Origin of the sequence: Pantoea sp. ICBG 1758 (assembly GCF_002928325.1) — a bacterium.
Classification (GTDB): Bacteria; Pseudomonadota; Gammaproteobacteria; order Enterobacterales; family Enterobacteriaceae; genus Pantoea; species Pantoea eucrina.
Genome location: NZ_POWL01000001.1, coordinates 938066 through 957047 on the forward strand (window position 1 = coordinate 938066; position 18982 = coordinate 957047).

An 18982-nucleotide genomic window follows, 5' to 3' on the forward strand; every position below is an offset into this window, starting at 1 on the left:
AGATAAACCCCCTTTAAAATCGGTAATTCATTCTTTATTTAAACAACTTTCATCTAATGCATTAAATATCGATGAGGCGTAATTATGCCAGCAGGTTCGATTTCATTAACGAATGGAAGCTCATCTGTCACGGGCGACGGAACCTCTTTCACTACAGAAGTTGAAAATGGTGAATATCTGCTTTGTACTGATGGTGGTACGAACTATACATTGCCGGTGACGTCAGTCCCTTCAGACACAGAATTAACACTTTCAGGCGACTTTACTGGACCGACAGCCTCAGGGTTAAGCTATCGTGTGATTTCAGGTGCTCAACTCGTGTCTGTTCCGACTGATCTGATCAATCAGACTACCCTGGCTATTCGTGAGCTGAATACAGACAAAGCGAACTGGAACCAACTTCTGACCGTTGATGGGGATGTGACTATCATCGCACCTGATGGAACGAAAATCTCGGGTCCGAGTTGGGTAAAAGTGTCGAAAGGAATTAATGCAACAGACCTTGATAAAGCGCAGCAGATCGCAGACCAGACCAGCGCAGCCGCGACAGCAGCCGCCACGAGCGAAACGAATGCCAAAGCCTCTGAAGATGCCGCTGCGCAAAGTTCCTCAGATGCCAGCACATCAGCAACCAATGCAGCCGACAGCGCTCAGCAAGCCGCCGATTCAGCCAGCTCAATCGGCGATGAACTCGATCAGGCCTCAGCAAGTGCAGCAGCAGCCGCTAAAAGTGCGACAGCAGCCGCAGCAAGTGAAACAAACGCCAGCACATCCGAAACCAACGCCAAATCCTCTGAAGATGCCGCCGCTGCCAGCCAGCAGGCAGCAGCAGAAAGTCAGAGCGCAGCCGCAACCAGTGAAACCAATGCGGCAACCAGTGAAGGGAATGCCGCAGATAGTGCGACCTCAGCGGGAACCAGCGAATCGAACGCCGCTCAAAGCGCCAGTGATGCATCTGACAGCGCGTCAGCCGCCGCCACATCAGAAACCAATGCCGCCAGTTCAGCAAGTGATTCAGCTGAAAGCGCAACTAACGCCAGAAAGAGCGCCGACAGGGCAGAAGATGCCGCATCCGCACTTGAGAATAACAACGCGTTGGCCGAAGCCATTGACCACATCAACACAGACACGAACGATGTGTTTTTTAAAGGATCTATTGCCTCTGGTGGTTCAAGTGCTTTCACAGAACTTAGAACAGTTTCAGATGGGACCACACCAGCCACTAGTGAAATCGTTCTTACAGATTCCACGCTGGTTACGGATGATAATCCTGACGCTGAAGTGGTTAAGATATGGACCCTTCCCGATGATGAAGGGCAGCTGATCACCCTCGATGATGCTGGTATTGCGTCAGCAAGCGATTCGTCAGTCGCATTCAAAGGCTCGGTTTCTGTTGGTGTGGATGCTTCTCGTGATGCCGAATTGGTGACTTTAAGGCAATTGAATTCAGCGGTTGCTGGTGGTGGCGGATCAAATGGCGCAACACTTAACGGCGTGATGAATAATTTCATCGGTGCTGTGATGTGGATGAATGGAACACGCGCCTCTTTACCTGCTGGCTATCTTGCTGCTGATGGTCAGATGCTGAACCGTTCAGACTATCCCGACCTCTGGAACGCTGTTGCTTCAGGGCTGTTTGTCAGCACAGAAGAGGCTAACTGGACAGGAACGACTGGACCACGAGCCTATTATTCTGACGGTGATGGTTCTACAACATTCCGGCTTCCTGATTTGAATGGTCGCCAGTCCGGTTCCATTCAGGGGGTTTTCCTTCGTGGTGATGAAGATGGCATGTTGCCAGGTGAAATCCGTTCCAGTGCATTGCCGAACATCACAGCTCAGTTCGGTTCAACTTTTGATGGTCAGGTTTGGCTGAGTTGGAATTCAGCGCAAGGTTCAGCTTCCCCCGTTGTCACTGTTAATAACGTTATGCATCCCCTGAGTGGATATAGTGCCGTGACAGGACTTTCACAAATGAATATTGATGCCTCTCGTTCGAGCGGGGTTTATCAAAATGGGATCAATGAAGTTCGTCCACCCTCTGCTTCAGGGATGTGGATCATTCGTGTGTCAGGCACATTTAATGCAGCTGATACGAACTTTAACGTCATTAATGGTGATGCCTCCGCACCTGATTCAGGAACCGTGACGTTCGGTGGCGATTTACGTTCGGTCTATCAACTGAACGGCACTGACTTTGCAACACTTGCTTTTCGGCCTCGCGTCACATGGGGAACGGGTGTCACGGGTGAAATCCGTCTGATTGATGCCAGCACATCGACCGTAGCCACAAAAACATGGACCATGCCAGGGGAAGAGGGACAGCTGGTTGCAGTCGATAGCGCAGGAACAACGGTTGCGCCAATCGTGAGGGCCACACAACAATTCCAACTTAATAATGATAACAATTTCTTTGGTCTGTCCTTCAATGGGGGAACCGTTCAGGCATCCTTTCTGAACATATCCAACGTCGATTTCAATGGTCTTTGGGTACATACCTCAACCATGAGCGTTAATGGCAGTATTAACAATAATGTTGCCGCTCAGGGGATGCACTTTCTCTGGAATGAAACCGGCGGTCAGGGTGAGGGCGATATTGTCATTAACCGTGGAGGGGGTGTCGGAGGTCTTCATGTCCGTGTTGTCAACCAGGATAATACTATTCAGGAAACAGCGTTTACGTTCTCATACGATGGGATTTTAGATTGTCCCAATGGAAATCAGTCTGTAGGTGGACGAATCAGAGCGTTTACTGATGTCGGTGCTAATCAGGTAATGCTGATTGTGGATGGTGCAACAAAAATCATCTCTTTGAGCGATTCAGATGAAAGGCTGAAAGAAAATATCATTGATGCCGATGAGGAACTGGCGATTTCGATAATCGAAAGGGTTCATCCAGTTTGTTTTAATTTTAAAGATTATAAAGCCACTAAGAAAATCCAGGATGAAGCGGGAAAATTCATTGATAGTGAGATTATCGTTAAAGGGAAATATCATCGATTTGGTGTAATCGCTCAGGAACTTGAAATGTTACTTCCTGAAGCGGTAAACACCACTCCAGATGATGATGCTTACAAAAGTATTGACCTCATGGAGATGAACGGATTGCTTTTGACAACCGCTCATGCTCAACAGAAAATCATTAAGGACATGTCTTCTCAACTTGAAGACGAAAAGCAAAAAATCAAAAGCCTGATTGATGCTTTAGGTTATCTTGAAGATGGCGATCAAGACTCTTTTAAAAATCAGCTGACTGGCCTTCGTGGTGGCCATATTTAAAATAAAAAAAACCCATCGTTTCCGATGGGTATTCTGGCAAGAAACCAGAGAGAGTAAGTTTAGGATGAAGATCATCCGTGGCAGAGCCAAAGGCACATGGCTCATCTAAATAATACCTCTGAACAATTTTGAAAATGGATCAATCTAAGCGAAATCTTAATTCCTGATGATTTTTTGCTCAATGAATTGTCGCTTAGACCGCATATAAAGATAAAAATTCGCATGAATTGGGAGGGAAAAGGGAGTGTGATTATTAAAATGCTGTGAAATTTTTGATAAAAAATAAAGGTATTTCACATGCAGAACTCTCAAATTACTGTTCTTTTGAACGACAACAGCCTTAACCGTGAAAATTCAAAGATGTTCATGAATTACGTTGGAAAAGTGAGTTCGATACCTGGTTTCATTTTGCCTGAGCCTTATCGGCTGGTAAGCTCTGTTATCTGCAATGAGTTTCGGATCATATCCTCTGACCCTGATCCTGAAACACTTTTCCTTATCCGTCTCTTCGACCTTCCTTCCGATCATATTTTAAACCTCTCAAATTATTCCTCTCTGAACAAAAAGCTGACTCAATGTCTTGTATGGAGTTCGCTTGTCCCCGGTCAACCTGATGCCTTTCAGTTTCTGGCCACAAAATTTTTTGATTATTTTTTAAACCAATACAATATCGGGATCACGCCTGGGCCGATGACCCTTGCAAGCGCGCATTTCTGGGAAGGGCGGCTTACCAGTGCCTTCATGAACCCGAAAATGAATGTGATTAAGAGCGATGGCCAGGAAATCTTCGTGATCCCTAACTGGGATGCTTTTCAGGAGGACTGGAGCGAAATGATTCTTAAATCGAGTGAAAACATTCAGGACCAAACCGTGATTGTGATTTCAAAAGAGAACGAGGTTAAAACTTAAGGCGTTACTGATTACAGTGAATGAATGTTTATGAAGCTGCCATAAAAAAACCGGCTTCAGTGGATAAGCTGAAGCCGGTTGAGTCAAGTTAACTCGATAGTAATCCAGGTTGTTAGGTCTGCCAACTGCTTTGACAGGCCGTCATTATTGCCCATTCTGACCCTCCCGCGTATCAAACTGAGCTTTCCCCACCGCTGGTATTTTGTCATCAAAAATGTTTACAGCGCTCAATCGTCTCGTTAAGATGGACTGAATGCGAAACAAAAATGTTTACAAGGTAAACCGATGAACAAGACAGAATTTTTCCAGCTTCTTGACGAGAACCATTCTGAAATCGTCATGGCGAAAACCGAAGTGAAGACGATCCATCGTGGTTCGGTGGTGGAAGTGTCACTTTCAATTCTGGGTTATGCGCTTTTCACGCTTTCTCGTCATAAACCCGATAGCCAGAAGCTTTCGCTGAACGAAGTGAAATTTGCGCGCTGGTTTACTGAGTGGAGTGAATCTGTTTGTGATTCACTGGAATCAGTAGCAGAAGAGGTTAAGCCGGTTGAAGTGACTGTGATGGAACAATCTGTTGACCTGTTCGAGGCGATCGAATTCGTTTCTATGCGGGTCATTCGTCAGAGGGTGGAAGAAAAAAAGCCGGTTAGCCAACCGGCGAAAGTCACACAGCAAAGTAAAGATAAGGAATATCCTCAAACGTCTGCGAAACATTCTAACGCTACGCGGCAGAACATTACGAGGAGGGATTATTACTTACCGAATCGCACAGGGATGCACAATCTGAGCGAAATCATTACTTATGTATTTAAACGGCAACGTAGGTATCTCACGCACCTGTTCGGGAGTCATCGAACTGAACCAACTTTGACCTCAGTAAAGGTTCGAACAGGTCTCGCACCGCCGATGGGAGCAGTTGGGTAATTGCCGCAATTTCCAGACTTTTCAGACTGATAATGTCATTTACATTCCGGTGAGGACACTCTGTCTGATACGACAGCGCCAACTCTTCAACAGAGGATTCATCCAGCTCGAATGATCCTGTCGGGGTTTCATGAACGAGGGTTGAAACTTCAATTTCAGTCAGATTATGCGTTCGCTTAATCACAGACTCAGATTTTTTTCGTTCAGTGAAATTACCAGCAAGCAGGACAAGACCAAAGAGAATAAAGAAACATTCAGTAACAACGGTTATTAGATTATTAATATCTTCGTGAATCGTACTGAGATCGACCTCAGAAGCGAAAGATTCTTTCGCCAAAAGGAAGTGTTCGCAGAGAAATAGCGCGCCAGCAATAGCCATTAATAATCCAATGAGTCTTAACATTTTCAGGTTCTCCTTAAGTTGTTGAGAAAGTTGAATATTTGTTTTACCACGGCGGATGAATTGCAAAATCACAAGCAATGCGCTTTTTAAATTTTCGTATATTTATTTTGCTTTATGCCGAATCGAACATGTATTTGATTTGGATGTTCAGGGATTCAGTTAATATTGAGGTGCGGAACAATGAACAGCGGAAATTATAACGTTCGTGTCTTGACTGTCATAGAAATGACACATTGGATCAACGATCACATTAATACTGAAATTCAGGCGTCGGATGTCACAAAACTGAGCGGCTATACACATTGGCATTTTCAACGCTTATTTCGTGAGGTGACGGGTTACACGTTGTCTGAATACATTCGCATGAGTCGGGTTTTAGAGGTCGCAAAAGCGCTCGCTCGGACTAAGAGCCGCATCACTCATATCTGTTATGACAACGGCTTTTCAAGTCAGCAATCTCTGGCGCGTTTGTTCCGTCGCTATTGCGGTTGCACGCCATCAGAGTTCAGGGCGCGGGTGACTCACGACCCCGATTATCTCAGCGCGAAGATGCAAGAGATCCTTCAGATGAATTCAGCCTCTAAGGTTTCTCCGTGTCCGTGTGTTAGTGAGAAGTCTCGCAAGTTCTATCGGGATCGTCCGCATAGTCCAGATCTTGCGCGTCTTACCGCTTAAACGCTCTCAGGCGCTCTCAGAGCGCTTTTCTTTTTTAAAGGCTGGATAGTATCGAAAAGTATGAATAACACCACTGAAGCACAGAAATTTGCCTATGTGACCGTCGCCCTCATCACTCTGATCTCTTTCATTCATAAGCCCGCCACCATTAAGGAAAAGAAGGCTGCGATGAGCCTGATCCTTGCGAATGAAGATATGGCTATGAATTATGATTTTGTCATACAGGCGAAAAAGCATATCGAGAAGCGACTGAAAGATGATTTTTTCCACGGCTCAGATTTACTGTTTGCTGAGGTTCGCGCGATGCAATTGCGTCCCGATTTCGCTGCACTGGCGATCGATATAGGTGTTCAGTATCTGAAAAAAAACGTGAAAATCACCGCGCCGAAAATCTCTGTCATTGAACAGTTCGCTCTCGATCTCGGCGTTCCCTTCAAGCGTCATTTGTCATACTGGATCAAGTAATATGAACAAAAATAAGATGAATGTGATTTATAACTTCAGAATTGACACCAGGATTGATGATCTTGATGAAGTGGGGAAGGAAATCGAAGCATTAAAATTCGCTTTCGGCTTGTTCTTTCGCATGATGCCGGAACCGTATCAGCGTTCTCATATCGCTGTTCTTAAAAGTATGCGACCACATGGCGAGCATTTTGAAAGGCTGGTGGATTTTCTGTCCCAGTTCCTAGACGAGAAGCCACTATCCGAACACCCCTTTAACTCTGAAACGCTGAATTGAAAGTAAGGCGCTCATTGAGCGCCATTTTTTCATAACGATTCCAGATACTGATAACCGCGCGGTGTCATTCTCAGATCAAGAATGTTCCATTTCCCCATGCTCCCATCATCTATCGGGGCAGGGAAGTAGCCAATACCCTCATCGCCATTACACAGCTCAACCAGACCATCTAAATTGAGGTGGTTCAGGTGGTGATAGAACTTTGAGGTCTTAATGTTAATGCCGCTTTCGTTGATGTCTAAAACCGTCAGGTGGTCTTGCTCTGAGTCCTTGAAGAGTTTTAAAATCTGAATGGCATATAGCTTATCAAACTGCATTGAAACCTTCCGAATCCGTGAAATCAGAAGGGGCACATTACCGGAAAAATCAGTCTTTACTTCTCAGTCTGAGCGAGAAAAACAGAAGGCGCTCAGTGAGCGCCTTTCCTTCATGCTTTGAAAAACAGCTTCTCAAGTTCCCAGCCAGGAAACTCAGCACGCATCAGGTCATCTCCAACCAGAAAACTATTAATGCCTGCTTCTCTGAGTCTCGAAACATCATTTGGTGTTGTTATCCCTGCTTCACTGACCACAATTCGATCGTCAGGAACCTGGTCGCAAATCCTGAGTGTGGTTTCAATTGAAGCCTTGAGCGTCGTTAAATTACGATTATTCAAGCCAATGAGCGGCGTTTTCATATGTAAAGCGCGTTCAAGCTCTTGAGGCGTTTGCACCTCAACAAGAACAGCCATACAAAGATCATTGGCTAAAGATTCAAATTCATTCAGCTGGACGTCATCCAGAAGAGCTGGATTAAGTAAGATGCAATCAGCGCCTATCGCTGATGATTCATAGACCTGATAGAGGTCAACAATAAAGTCTTTGCGTAAAACGGGCAGGTCAGCACTATGACGAACGTCTATGATGTCTTGGGGGCAACCCTGACAGAACTGTTCATCAGTGACGACCGATAAACATACAGCTCCGCCGAATTGATAAGACAGGGCGATTTCCTTTGGGTAGTAATCAGGACGAACAAGATCGGTGAACGGGCTTGCCTTCTTGATCTCAGCAATGATGGCAGGGGTTCCAAACTTGAGATTACGCCGCAGGGCCGAAACAAAATCTCGACGTCCTAACTTGTAGGATATTTCAGCAAGTGCGCCTAACGAAACCAGTTTTTTCGTTACAGCGATTTCATCTCGCTTGAATTCAATAATATGTTCAAGAATTTCATACATAATATCTTCTCCTTTTTGCTTACATCAGCTGACATATGATTACATATTGAAAAGGGAAAACTTATCAGAGTGTGTGACATGCGCAGAAGGATGAAGGCGCTCAGATGAGCGCCAATATTCATTATCCAATGAGAGAAAAAACAGGTTGAGAAAGAGAAACATTCAGAATTGACGCGAAATAAGAAATGACACCAACCTTTCGTAATGAAATTACGTCTGTGAATTTCAAAAATTCAATGCCTAATTCAACAATATCAAAAGAATCTTTCTTGTTTATTTTCATTTTGGCAAGATCTAAAAGTATATCTTCAGAGGTTTCTGCGAAATCTAATTTCAATTTCTTTTCGACTTCTGATTTAACTTTAAAAGCATATTCAAGATTAGAATGTATTCTTTCATTTTCCAGGATAACTCGATTCATCTCTTCTTCCTGTTCTGGTGCGGGTGTGCCATCAATAAGCGAAATCATACTCATGATAGAGATTGCGCCATAAGTAAATTTTTTTGAATCAATCATGGAATTCATATCGTCTCCTTTTTAATACAGATGATTATTACCAAATCTTATTATCGCATTGCGAAAAATCCGTGAATTGATATTTATTAGTCCATCCAAAAACTGGACCTCCAGCTAAATATTCTCTATCAGGCATTCCATTAAAGGAAAAAATGGGCACTTCGTAGACTTTTTCTCCTAATTTCATTTTCGCATAACATAATGGGGCGCTAGGATCAGAACAGCCGATTAAACATGAAATGAGAGGGATTGTTGAAAGGAGTTTAATCATTAGGAATAACCAACTTAAAAAGTTGCATTCTAAAGGCTTGATTTTAAAAAACCTCTCAAAACATGCTAATTAGACTGGTTAAGGCAAATTAAGGTTTGCCTTCTAATCAAGGGGTATTATTCAACTTCATGAGGGTAGACTTCGATTATTTCAATCTCGTCAAGCATGAAAGGATTAACAGTGATTTCAAATTCTTGCAAAACAGAACTTTCATTTCTTGGGTGCAGTCCCGCGAGGATGGCCTCACTGGAGGCAAAGGCTTTCAACAAAATTCCGCCTGAGCCAGAATTGTTTACATATTTCGCAAATTTATAGGCAACTTCTTTTTTTTCTGTCCAGCAAAAGCCTACTTTCCCTTTTTTGAAATCATCCAGACTTTCTCCACGGTAAACCCAGCGCGCTGAATGTTGAATTTTAGGCATAAGACGCCTTAAAATTTTAGCCAGGTTACGATCATTTTTGACGCTCCTTCTGATTCCCCAACCTCTTTCAATCCAAAAGTCATGAAAGCTTTCAGATGTCATCCTTTTGTCAGTTTTGCCCTTAGAAAACCGGAAAGCAAAAGAGTTTAACTTTTTTCTCTTTATGATTTTCTCAAACTCATTTCGGGTTGAAAATTGATTTCTTTCAATCTTATTATCAATAATTAAGTCAGGTTCCTTACTCATGATATTACCAGGAGAATAAAAATATATATTTATAATCGGACGATGTGTTTTAGATTTTTTCATTTTTTTACTCATTTAAAATTACAAATGAGAAAGCCCCAGAAGGGGCTTTGCTATACACTTAAACGACCATTAATTGATCAGGTTAATTTTTCCAGATAAGTTCTCCTCTCATTTCCTCTCCAGTTGCATTAGTGATTCACCGAGATTTCATGGTCGCATTCTCGAAGGGGAAAAGCTTATCAAAGCGTGTTAAATGGCGTTCGAAATGAGATCGTAAGTTATTGATTTATATGTAGCGCTTTGGTGTGATTTGTCGTGAAATGTAGTATGTTTTTTCAGCGACAAATCACATTAAGTAATTGATTTATAACCTAAATACGCTTGATCGAGCCGCTATCAATCCAGTATTGCGCGTTGGCATTGCCGCTGCCGGAAAGGGTATTGAGCTTCAGGCTCAGCTGCTCCAGCGGCACCCGCGTGCCATCATCCAGCCGCGCGTCGCTGAGGATCAGCCGCTCCGGCCCGTTATTATCTGGTCCCGGCTCTGCTGCCAGCTTAATACGCAGCACGCTTTCGCCCGCGACTTTGCGCGCCAGCTGCGGGTCGGTAATGCTCAGGCTGTAGAGCGGCGACGCCGGCCAGCGGTCGTTCTCCAGCTGACGAAAACCGAGGCAGACGTTGCCGCGAATGCGAAAGCTGCTTTTGCGATCCAGGGCAAAACTGCTGCTGTCGAGATCGATTTCGCTGTAGCAGAGATTATCATCGCTGAGCGTGGCATTTTCATCCAGAACGCCAAGATAGCGAATGGTCGAATAGGGCTCAAAATCACCGGCGCGGAACCAGAAGCTGCTGAGACGCAGATCGAGCGCCAGCAGGCAGAGCATCGCGCCCACCGCCGCGGTTGATTTCGGGTTATCGATGCGTCCCTGTTTATTAAACGGATACCAGTCGCTGGTGTGATACCCCTCCAGCGACAGAATACGGCTGCCCGGCAGCGGCTGCAGGTGACGCACCAGCGCCTGGATGCCGGGGAAACGCGACGGCCGGCCGGTCAGCAGCAGAACATCACACTGATAGAGCGACACCACTTCGCACATGGCGCGCAGCGCCGGGATAATAGCCATACGGTGCTGCAAAAATTCGCCGTGCAGCTGCGCCATACTGACCACCAGCGGCACCTGCAGCAGATCAAACCGGCTCTCGCTGCCCAGCGTGCGCTGAATTTCGCCATTCACAAACGCCAGCACCGCGCCTGCCGGCTGCTGCGGCACCAGTTCGCCAAACAGCGCGTTGATCTCGCTGTGGCTGTCGAGCGGATCCCAGTTCTCATACCGCTCCAGCACCGCCTGCGCCAGCGGGATAAACAGCTGCAGCGTAACCTGCTGACGCAGCGTCGCCTGTCCATCCATCCGGCTGTCGTGGCCAAACAGCTTCTGCATCAGCGGCTCGGGCAGGGTGACGCCCGCTTTTTGCAGACTCTGCTGCAGCGCCGGCAGGATCCAGAGCTGGATCACATCCAGCAGAATATCATCGCCGGCAACCTTAAAGCCTTCGCGAAACAGCAGGCGCGGCGTAATTTTCACATTATTGCCCTGGCCATCATCCAGCCGGTACTGGGTGATCGCGAGGTCGGTGGTGCCACCGCCGATGTCGATTGAGGCGATGCGCAGGCTTTTGCCCGGCAGCTCATCGCTCTCACGCGGGCGATCGGGGCGCGCCATACTGCTGAAAAAATCTTCCGCCCGCCCGGCAAAGTTCACCTGCGTTTCATTAAACAGCCACACCATCTGGCCGCAGGTGGCTTCGTCCCACTCCATCTGCACATCCGGCAGCGGGCGGTGCGCGGGCGCGGCGTCCCACCCCTCAGCCTGCCACACCAGCGCGAGCGCCTCCTGCATGCGGCGGCGAAATATCTCCCGCTCCGGCTTGGGCATCGCGGAGGGCAGCGTCAGGATCACATGCCGCAGCTGGCGCGGCGCCTGGCTCTGCGGCATGCGCTGGCGCTGTGCAACGCTGTTCATCTGCATCATCGCCTGCGCCAGCAGCTCGCAGAGCATAAAGGTCATCAGCGCGCTGCGGCTGTAGCTGGCGGAAAACACCGGCAGGCGATTCTCTTCCGGCAGCGCCTGCAGCGGCTCTCCCTCATCGTTGATCATCAGCGTAAAGGGCAGCGCAATAGCCTGCGCCTCTTCGCTCTGACCGCCAGCGTTAAAGCGCCAGCCTGGCTGATAGCGCGCCTCATCCCACAGATAACGACGCGGGCTGGAGATACCGGTGCTGCCTTCCGTGCCGGCGCGCTGCAGCGCCAGACGGCTCGCTTCGCGCCCCACGCGGGTCAGCGAAGGCCACATAAATGCGTTATCGCGCCCGCTCTGCAGTGAGAAACTCGCTTTGCCAAAGCTCGCCTCTGCGAACTCCAGCCGGCTGTCGAACAGTTCGTTATACACGCGGTGCGGCTGCGATAAATCGCGCAGCTGCATCTCATACGTCTGACGCAGGCCGTTGCTCTCTTCCGGGTGATCCTCCACCAGAATGCCGCAGGTATGCGAGTTGCCGACATCGAGAATGAGATCCACACTGACCGCCGGGGTTTGCAGCGACGCCGCCTGAATAGCGATCTCCGCCAGATCGAGCTGCTCACCCAGCAGCTCCAGCAGATTGAGATAATGCGCCTGATACTCAAACTCGCGCAGCGCCTGCGTCAGCGCCAGCTCCCCGCGCGATTCCAGCGCGACCGCCCGCTGCACAAAGGTCTCACGCAGCCAGCCGTCGACCCAGGTCAGGTCAAGAAACTCGCCCAGCTCATAGTTGTGCCACGCCAGCGCAAAACTCACGCCGTTCTGCGCGTCGGCCGCGCTCAGGCCGAGCTGTTCACCGCCTTCTGCTTCCGTTACCAGCCGAGTGTCAAAGGCGAGGGTAATGCGGTGCGTATGGCCCGCTGCATCCGGTTCGCTGAGCGGCGCAAGGCGGGCGCGCGCCCAGTTATCGGGACCGCCGATAAAGCGGCGACCGCTGGTGCAGCGCAGCACCGGCAGCGGCAGCCACTGATTAGCCAGCAGGGCGAGGGAGTCGGTCAGGGCGACATCCGACTCCGGGCGTACGACCTCGGCCGCGCCTCCCTCCTCCGGGTAGAGCAGGAATTTACCGTTATTGCCATCCACGTGCAGGCGCAGCAGCGGACCGTTGGCGGTCTGGCGCACAAACTGGCGGCGCGCCTGAGCAGAAGGCAGGCGCAGACCAAAGTCGAGAAACTGCACGCCGCTCGCTTCAATCAGCGTGATTTTCTGTTTGTCATCAATCAGAGGAGCCAACATGGTTACTTACTCTCACGCTTAATCGTCAACGGGAAGGCCTGTTCAGCCCCATACTGTGCGTTACAGCTGGCAATACCGTCGCCCGCTTTGCATATCAGCTCCGGCATGCGATAGCGCGACTTGTCGCTGCAGCTGGCGGTATAGCGGCTGCGTACCACCATGGTTCCGGCGCTGGTCATCGCAGCGGTGATATCCGCTTTACAGCGAATATTATCGCCCTGACTGATCCAGGCGGTGCCTTTGCCGTTGCGGATTTTATAACGCAGGCTGGGTGGTTTGCCGGTAGGCAGGTTGGTCTGCCGCAGCGTCACGCGCCAGGTGCCGTCGATAAATTTCACCGAGCCGAGGCGGGCGTCATCCGTGGTCATAACCAGGTCATCCGCCTTTGCCGCTTCGGTATGTTCCGCCACAATTTCTGGCGGTGCGGCGTCCGCCGGTGCCGCGGGAGCCGCAGCCATACGCTGCGGCAGCGTCGCGGAGAGCGTCGCGGCTTTGACCAGTACGCCGGGCAGAACCGGCGCGCTGACCGGGGCGGGGGCTACGGCTGCCGTCAGGTCAGCCGCGGGCGCAGGCGTTTCGCTGCGCTGCATCCAGAGCGTGACGCCCGCGGCTACTGCCGCCGCCGGCAGCAGCAGGGCAAGCGGGCGCAGGCGGGACGGGCGGCGGACCGGAGCGGGCGCTGCCGGTTCTGCCACCGGCGGTGCCTCAGGCGATACCGGCTCAGACGCCGTAACGGCTTCAGGTTCAGGTTTAGTTTCTGGTTCAGGCTCAGCAACCGGTTCAGTACGCACCGGCTCCGGTATGACGGAGGGCTCAGGTTCTGCTACCAGCGCCGGCAGCGTCAGCTCCAGCGTGTCGCGCAGGCAGGCAAGGGCGTCATCGCGCGTGCGCGCCAGCGGATCCACAAAGCCCCAGAAGGTGATCACCGGTTTAGCGTCAACCAGATAGACATATTGCTGATCGGGAAACTGAAAGCTTTTGCCCAGCAGCGCACCAAACAGACGCAGCGCCGGCTTGTCCGCCGCGCGCGCGCGTTCGCTCAGCGCCTGCAGCGCCTGCTGGTACTGCGTCAGCAGCTCCAGCGCCCGGCGCCGCTCGCTGTCGCTGGCGGCGAGCCAGGATTTGACCTTACCCGCGTGCGGGGCGTACCAGTCAAGGCGATCGCCGCTGTCGCTGGCTTGCGGAATAGCGAGACAGCTGGCGAGCGCATCCTGATGACGCAGCCGCAGCGTTTCGCGAATTTGCAGCGCGGAGATCCATACCGGCTGGCCGCTCTCACCCAGAGCCAGTACCGAATCCAGCTTGCCGCTGCGCAGAAAAGTTTTTGCCACTCGTTGGCCCTTATCGATGGAGGTCACGTGCAAAACATCGTGTATTGATGGCGTAAAAGTGATCTTAAGCCAAATACGGAAAATCAAAGGCGCGAAAAGAGGGGGTAAACAGGCTGTTTTTCCCCGGCTCCGGTATGAAGTGGTTACGGATTAACCGCGGCGACGAGCGGTCAGCAGCAGATGGACCAGCACGCCGCCCGCCATGCCCCAGAAGGCGGAGCCGATACCGGCCAGAGAGATGCCGCTGGCGGTGATCATCACGGTAATAATGGCGCTGTCGCGCTGATCCGGCTCCTGCAGCGCGCGCTGCAAACTGCCGGCGAGGGTATTAAGCAGCGCAAGACCCGCCAGCGTCGCAATCAGCACGGCGGGCAGCGCGCCGAGCAGCGCTGCAATCAGCGCGCCGCACAGCCCGGCCAGCAGATAGAACCCCCCGGCGCAGACGGCGGCGATCCAGCGGCGCGCCGGATCGGGGTCGACCTCATCGCCCATACAGATAGCGGCTGAGATCGCCCCCACGCAGACCGAAAAGCCGCCAAACGGCGAGCAGAGCAGCGCGATGGCCCCGGTCCAGCTGGTCAGCATGGAGACCGGCGGCTGATAGCCGTGCGCCTGCAGCGTGGCGATACCGGGCGCATTCTGTGAGGCCATGGTGATAAGAAAACAGGGCAGCGCGACGCCGGTCAGAGCGGCAAGCGTAAAGTGCGGCATCACAAATGCCGGCAGGGCAAAGCTGAAGGAGTCCGGCGGCAGGATCACGCTTTGCTGAAGCAGCGTGACGCCCGCCCCGGCGATTAGCGCCAGAATAATGGCGTAGCGCGGCAGCCAGCGGCGACAGAGCAGCCAGACCAGGCACATGGTGCCGCACAGCACGGCGTTGCTTTCCAGGCCGGTAAAGGTGCCGATGCCGTAGCGCAGTAAAATACCCGCCAGCATCGCCGCCGCGAGCGCGGGCGGAATAAAGCGCATCAGCCGGGCAAATATCCCGGTTACGCCGCTCAGCAGGATCAGCAGGTTAACCGCCACAAACACCCCGATGACCTCATTCAGGTTTAGCCCCTCCACGCTGGTCGCCAGCAGCGCTGCACCCGGCGTTGACCAGGCCGCAATAACCGGCAGGCGGGTGCGCAGCGAGAGCGCCAGCGTGGCCACCCCCATCGCCAGCCCCAGCATGGTAAACCAGCCGGCGGTCTGCGCCGGTGTGGCTCCCGCCGCCTGCGCCGCCTGCCAGATAATGGCAGCGCTGCTGCTGTAGCCGACCAGCACGGCGACAAAACCGGCGACCAGCAGCGGAATAAACGGGAGAGAGCGGGTGTCAGCCAGATGCATAGAAAACGTCCTGTTGTGCGTTATAACGCACATTGTGGCACGCGTGCCCTGCCGCGACAAGTGATACACTGGAGGGTACGCTTTCAGGAGACGATATGGATAATCTGCAACACGAGTTAGGCCAGACGCTGAAGCAGCTGCGTCAGGATCGGGGCTGGAGCCTGACGCTGGCGGCCGCCCGTACCGGCGTCAGTAAAGCGATGCTGGGACAGATTGAGCGCGGCGAATCGAGCCCCACGGTAGCTACGCTGTGGAAGATTGTGACCGGCTTCAACGTGCCATTCTCCCGCTTTATCCACGGCAGCGCGCCACACTCCGCCAGCACCACGGTATTCAGCGAGGCCAGCGCACAGATGCAGGTTCGCCCGCTGCTGCCGTTTGATAGCCGGGTAGGGGTTGATCTGCTTGAGGTGACGCTCGCCGGCGGCGCGCAGAGCAGCTCCTCTGCCCACGAGGCCGGGGTCATTGAACAGGTGGTGGTGCTGGAGGGCGAGCTGCTGCTGGGCCTGGAGCAGGGCGCGCAGCGGCTGCGGGCGGGTGAGGCGTATCAGTTTGCCGCCGATAAACCGCACAGTTACGCGAATCCGCTCGCCACGCCGCTGCGTTTCCACAGTCTGATACACTATCTCTCTGCTAACGAACTGACGAGGAGTCCCCATGGCACTAACCACGCTTGATGCACACACCGCCCTGATTATCATTGACCTGCAGCACGGCATTGTCCGTTTGCCGGTGGCACCGCTGAGCGCTGACGACGTGATTGCGCGCGCCGGTGAGCTGGCTGGCGCGTTTCACGCGCGCAGTCTGCCGGTCGTACGGGTTAACGTCGCGGGCGGCGCGCCGGGGCGCAATGAGATGCCGCGCCATGACGCTGATTTACCTGCCGACTGGGCAGATCTGGTGCCGGAGATGCAGCCGCAAGCGGATGACATCTGCATCACGAAAAAAACCTGGGGTGCATTTCATCAGACCGACCTGCACGCGCAGCTGCAGCAGCGCGGCGTCACGCAGGTGGTGGTGTGCGGCATTGCCACCAGCATTGGCGTAGAGTCGACCGCGCGCGAGGCGTATGCGCTCGGCTATAACGTGACGCTGGCCACCGACGCCATGACCTGCCTCGATGCGCACACGCATGAAAACAGCGTCACGCGCATTTTTCCGCGTCTGGGTGAGACCGGCAGCACCGCAGAGGTACTGGCGCTGCTGGCGGAGTAAGGCCTGCCGGTGCCTGATTTGGTCAGGCACCGGGCGGTCAGTTAAAGGTGTAGCTTACATTAAGACCGGCGCTGTAATTACGACCCGGCGCCGGTTCGTAGTAGCGTCCGTTGCTCTCATTCACAATCACCGAGCCGATATAGTGGCGATCCAGCAGGTTATCCACGCGGCCAAACAGATCCAGCATCCAGTCGCTGATGTGCCACTTGTAGCCGCTGTTCAGACCAGCCAGCGTGTAGGCGGGCGCCCGCACGCTGTTCTCGTCATTGGCCGCAATATCGCTCAGATAGCGCACGTCAGCCCCGGCGTAAAAGCCCTGTTCCGGCGCATACGCTATGCCTGCATAGGCCATGTTACGCGCAATGCCCGGAATACGATGGCCGCGACAGCTCTCGTCACCGCAGGCGTTACTGCGGTAACGGGCGTCCAGCAGCGTCCACGCCGCTTTCAGCTGCCAGTCATAGCCAATCTGCTGATCGAACGCCAGCTCCAGGCCGCGGCGGCGCGTCTCACCGGCGTTTTTAAAGGTTGAGCGTCCTTCATAGCTGCCGGCTGAAACAATCTCATTGCGGGTATCGGTCTGAAACAGCGCGGCGCTGAGCATTCCGTTGCCGAGGCGTTTTTTCGTGCCGAGTTCCAGCGTCTCGCTGGTGGCGGGCTGCAGATCCAGGTTCAGGCCGCTGGTACCGCGGGCGCGATAGGAGAGCTCATTCAGCGTGGGGGTCTCGAAGCCGCGTCCGGCGGAGAGGTAAGCGTTCCAGCCCGAATCGATAGCGTAATTCAGCGCGGCGGCCGGCAGCCAGCGGTGATAGCGACGGCTGCCGCTGTCGTCGGGATCGCTTTCGGTAACGTAGCGATCGTCCGAGGTAAAGTTCACCGTGCTGAAGCGCACGCCCGCATCCAGCGACCACGCGTCCGTCAGCTGCCAGGCGCTCTGTAAATAGGGATCGAGGTTCCAGATCCGGTTGCGCTCATCGCGGCGGCGCTCGCCCTGCACGCCCAGCGTGCCGTCCGGGGTAAAGTTGCGGTAGCCCTTGCGCTTTTCCGTCATGGTCTCATAGTCGAGACCGCCGGTCAGCGTCACCGGCACGCTGAACAGCGCGTCGCGATGGGTCCAGCGCGTATCGATACCCTGATAGTGGCGCGTCAGCGCAATCACGCCGCCGGGATGACCGGGTCTGTTCTGCGCCACAACCGGAATGGACTGATACTGCGTGGTTTCACGCTCGCCGGCCCAGAGCATCAGGCTCAGGTCGTCATGCTCGCTCATCTCGCGCTGATAGCGCACGCCCGCCTGGGTCTGATCCACGCTTTTGCGGGCGTCATAGAGAGAGACATTACTGGCAACCTGACGCGGATTATCGCGCCACTGTGCGTCGGTCAGGCCGCCCGGATCCTGCGCCTCCAGATGCACGCTGTTAAACAGCAGCGTCAGGGTACTCACCTCATCAATGCGCACGCCGAGCTTTGCGTTACCGAGGTTTTTCTGTGCGGCGCTGTGGTCGCGATAACCGTGGGTGGTAAACCGTGAAGCGGAAAGGGTGTAGCTGACGTCGCCCGGCTGCGTGCCGTCTCCCGTCGCACCGCTGGCCTTTATGCTGTTGCGCCAGCTGCCAAAGCTGCCGTACCAGCTGCCCGCTTCCAGCACAGGGGGCTGTTCGCCGCTGGCGGTTTCAACGTTAATCACGCCGCCTGATGCGTTGCCATAGAGCGCTGAAAAGGGGCCGCGCAGCACGTCCACGTGCGCCACCGAGCCGATATCGATATTCGATGTCTGCCCCTGGCCGTCCGGCATGGTAGCGGGGATACCGTCGACGTAAAGACGAACGCCGCGTACGCCAAACGTTGAGCGCGAGCCAAAGCCGCGCACCGAGAGCTGCAGATCCTGGGCGTAGTTCTGCCGGTTGAGTATCTGCAGGCCAGGCACGCTGGCGAGGTTCTCCGACAGATTGACGCGCGGCGCGGCCCGGCGCATATCCTCGCCGCTCACGACGCTTACCGCAGCGGGCGTATCGAGTTCAGAGAGGCCGCTGGCCGCGGGTGCCGCGCTGACCACCAGCGTACGCTCTGCGTTATCTGCGGCGAGCAGCGGCAGCGGCAGGAGCGCCGGCAGCAGCAGCGCCTGACGCAGTAAAGCAATATTCATAATCAAAACCGTCAGAAAAAGAGAGAAATCAGAA

General features: G+C 52.8%; 17 protein-coding genes. 8 read left to right on the forward strand and 9 right to left on the reverse strand.

Annotated features, from left to right (window positions below; translation table 11 throughout):
- The first annotated feature begins 84 nt into the window (after positions 1-84).
- The 3 genes from C1Y41_RS04685 to C1Y41_RS04695 all read left to right on the forward strand — a co-directional run bounded on the left by C1Y41_RS04685 (position 85) and on the right by C1Y41_RS04695 (position 5115).
- Entirely contained in the window at positions 85-3279 is a 3195-nt protein-coding gene (locus C1Y41_RS04685) for a tail fiber domain-containing protein (RefSeq protein ID WP_104084938.1), read from the forward strand.
- Positions 3280-3576: 297 nt separating this feature from the next.
- Complete coding sequence (locus C1Y41_RS04690) at positions 3577-4188, forward strand: hypothetical protein (RefSeq protein ID WP_104084939.1); 612 nt, start codon at positions 3577-3579, stop codon at positions 4186-4188.
- 285 nt (positions 4189-4473) lie between these two features.
- Entirely contained in the window at positions 4474-5115 is a 642-nt protein-coding gene (locus tag C1Y41_RS04695; protein ID WP_104084940.1) for a hypothetical protein, read from the forward strand.
- Here C1Y41_RS04695 and C1Y41_RS19850 read toward each other — a convergent pair.
- Positions 5021-5518: a hypothetical protein gene (locus C1Y41_RS19850; RefSeq protein ID WP_146065227.1), complete on the reverse strand. Its 498-nt coding sequence runs from the start codon at positions 5516-5518 to the stop codon at positions 5021-5023. The genes C1Y41_RS04695 and C1Y41_RS19850 overlap by 95 nt on opposite strands.
- A gap of 180 nt (positions 5519-5698) precedes the next feature.
- Between C1Y41_RS19850 and C1Y41_RS04700 the strand changes: the two genes are divergently transcribed.
- Genes C1Y41_RS04700 through C1Y41_RS04710 form a run of 3 tightly spaced genes read left to right on the forward strand, consistent with a single transcriptional unit; the run spans position 5699 to position 6935 of the window.
- A complete protein-coding gene (locus C1Y41_RS04700; protein ID WP_104084941.1) occupies positions 5699-6193 on the forward strand; it encodes an AraC family transcriptional regulator in 495 nt (164 codons plus the stop codon).
- A gap of 60 nt (positions 6194-6253) precedes the next feature.
- The gene (locus C1Y41_RS04705; RefSeq protein WP_104084942.1) at positions 6254-6658 is read left to right on the forward strand and encodes a hypothetical protein; all 405 of its coding nucleotides are present in this window, start codon (positions 6254-6256) and stop codon (positions 6656-6658) included.
- Position 6659: 1 nt separating this feature from the next.
- Positions 6660-6935 (forward strand): hypothetical protein, encoded by a 276-nt coding sequence (locus tag C1Y41_RS04710; protein ID WP_104084943.1) that lies wholly within the window; start codon positions 6660-6662, stop codon positions 6933-6935.
- Between the two features lie 29 nt (positions 6936-6964).
- On the opposite strand, the gene C1Y41_RS04715 is transcribed toward C1Y41_RS04710, so the two are convergent.
- From C1Y41_RS04715 to C1Y41_RS04745, 7 genes are all read right to left on the reverse strand, one after another.
- Entirely contained in the window at positions 6965-7252 is a 288-nt protein-coding gene (locus C1Y41_RS04715) for a hypothetical protein (RefSeq protein WP_104084944.1), read from the reverse strand.
- A gap of 110 nt (positions 7253-7362) precedes the next feature.
- Complete coding sequence (trpC, locus tag C1Y41_RS04720) at positions 7363-8154, reverse strand: indole-3-glycerol phosphate synthase TrpC (RefSeq protein ID WP_199181672.1); 792 nt, start codon at positions 8152-8154, stop codon at positions 7363-7365.
- 121 nt (positions 8155-8275) lie between these two features.
- Complete coding sequence (locus C1Y41_RS04725) at positions 8276-8680, reverse strand: hypothetical protein (protein ID WP_104084946.1); 405 nt, start codon at positions 8678-8680, stop codon at positions 8276-8278.
- Between the two features lie 378 nt (positions 8681-9058).
- Positions 9059-9673, reverse strand: coding sequence for a hypothetical protein (locus C1Y41_RS04730; protein WP_146065228.1), 615 nt, complete (start codon positions 9671-9673; stop codon positions 9059-9061).
- A 311-nt stretch (positions 9674-9984) separates the two neighbouring features.
- On the reverse strand, positions 9985-12927 hold the full coding sequence (locus tag C1Y41_RS04735; RefSeq protein WP_104084948.1) for a virulence factor SrfB: 2943 nt from the start codon (positions 12925-12927) through the stop codon (positions 9985-9987).
- A gap of 2 nt (positions 12928-12929) precedes the next feature.
- Positions 12930-14258, reverse strand: coding sequence for an SrfA family protein (locus C1Y41_RS04740; protein ID WP_039384246.1), 1329 nt, complete (start codon positions 14256-14258; stop codon positions 12930-12932).
- A gap of 150 nt (positions 14259-14408) precedes the next feature.
- Complete coding sequence (locus C1Y41_RS04745; RefSeq protein WP_039384248.1) at positions 14409-15587, reverse strand: benzoate/H(+) symporter BenE family transporter; 1179 nt, start codon at positions 15585-15587, stop codon at positions 14409-14411.
- A gap of 95 nt (positions 15588-15682) precedes the next feature.
- On the opposite strand from C1Y41_RS04745, the gene C1Y41_RS04750 reads away from it, so the two are divergent.
- Both C1Y41_RS04750 and C1Y41_RS04755 read left to right on the forward strand, forming a co-directional pair.
- Complete coding sequence (locus C1Y41_RS04750; RefSeq protein WP_104084949.1) at positions 15683-16264, forward strand: helix-turn-helix transcriptional regulator; 582 nt, start codon at positions 15683-15685, stop codon at positions 16262-16264.
- Complete coding sequence (locus C1Y41_RS04755; protein WP_039384252.1) at positions 16245-16802, forward strand: isochorismatase family protein; 558 nt, start codon at positions 16245-16247, stop codon at positions 16800-16802. Before C1Y41_RS04750 ends, C1Y41_RS04755 begins: the two co-directional genes overlap by 20 nt.
- 37 nt (positions 16803-16839) lie before the next feature.
- Here the strand turns inward: C1Y41_RS04755 and pqqU are convergent, their stop codons facing one another.
- On the reverse strand, positions 16840-18948 hold the full coding sequence (gene pqqU, locus C1Y41_RS04760) for a TonB-dependent receptor PqqU (protein ID WP_199181673.1): 2109 nt from the start codon (positions 18946-18948) through the stop codon (positions 16840-16842).
- Positions 18949-18982: the final 34 nt, after the last annotated feature.

Excerpts from the sequence above, each read along its gene's own strand:
- C1Y41_RS04685 (WP_104084938.1), top strand. The coding sequence starts at position 85 with ATGCCAGCAGGTTCGATTTCATTAACGAATGGAAGCTCATCTGTCACG.
- C1Y41_RS04690 (WP_104084939.1), top strand. The coding sequence starts at position 3,577 with ATGCAGAACTCTCAAATTACTGTTCTTTTGAACGACAACAGCCTTAAC.
- C1Y41_RS04695 (WP_104084940.1), top strand. The coding sequence starts at position 4,474 with ATGAACAAGACAGAATTTTTCCAGCTTCTTGACGAGAACCATTCTGAA.
- C1Y41_RS19850 (WP_146065227.1), bottom strand. The coding sequence starts at position 5,518 with ATGTTAAGACTCATTGGATTATTAATGGCTATTGCTGGCGCGCTATTT.
- C1Y41_RS04700 (WP_104084941.1), top strand. The coding sequence starts at position 5,699 with ATGAACAGCGGAAATTATAACGTTCGTGTCTTGACTGTCATAGAAATG.
- C1Y41_RS04705 (WP_104084942.1), top strand. The coding sequence starts at position 6,254 with ATGAATAACACCACTGAAGCACAGAAATTTGCCTATGTGACCGTCGCC.
- C1Y41_RS04710 (WP_104084943.1), top strand. The coding sequence starts at position 6,660 with ATGAACAAAAATAAGATGAATGTGATTTATAACTTCAGAATTGACACC.
- C1Y41_RS04715 (WP_104084944.1), bottom strand. The coding sequence starts at position 7,252 with ATGCAGTTTGATAAGCTATATGCCATTCAGATTTTAAAACTCTTCAAG.
- trpC (WP_199181672.1), bottom strand. The coding sequence starts at position 8,154 with ATGTATGAAATTCTTGAACATATTATTGAATTCAAGCGAGATGAAATC.
- C1Y41_RS04725 (WP_104084946.1), bottom strand. The coding sequence starts at position 8,680 with ATGAATTCCATGATTGATTCAAAAAAATTTACTTATGGCGCAATCTCT.
- C1Y41_RS04730 (WP_146065228.1), bottom strand. The coding sequence starts at position 9,673 with ATGAAAAAATCTAAAACACATCGTCCGATTATAAATATATATTTTTAT.
- C1Y41_RS04735 (WP_104084948.1), bottom strand. The coding sequence starts at position 12,927 with ATGTTGGCTCCTCTGATTGATGACAAACAGAAAATCACGCTGATTGAA.
- C1Y41_RS04745 (WP_039384248.1), bottom strand. The coding sequence starts at position 15,587 with ATGCATCTGGCTGACACCCGCTCTCTCCCGTTTATTCCGCTGCTGGTC.
- C1Y41_RS04750 (WP_104084949.1), top strand. The coding sequence starts at position 15,683 with ATGGATAATCTGCAACACGAGTTAGGCCAGACGCTGAAGCAGCTGCGT.
- C1Y41_RS04755 (WP_039384252.1), top strand. The coding sequence starts at position 16,245 with ATGGCACTAACCACGCTTGATGCACACACCGCCCTGATTATCATTGAC.
- pqqU (WP_199181673.1), bottom strand. The coding sequence starts at position 18,948 with ATGAATATTGCTTTACTGCGTCAGGCGCTGCTGCTGCCGGCGCTCCTG.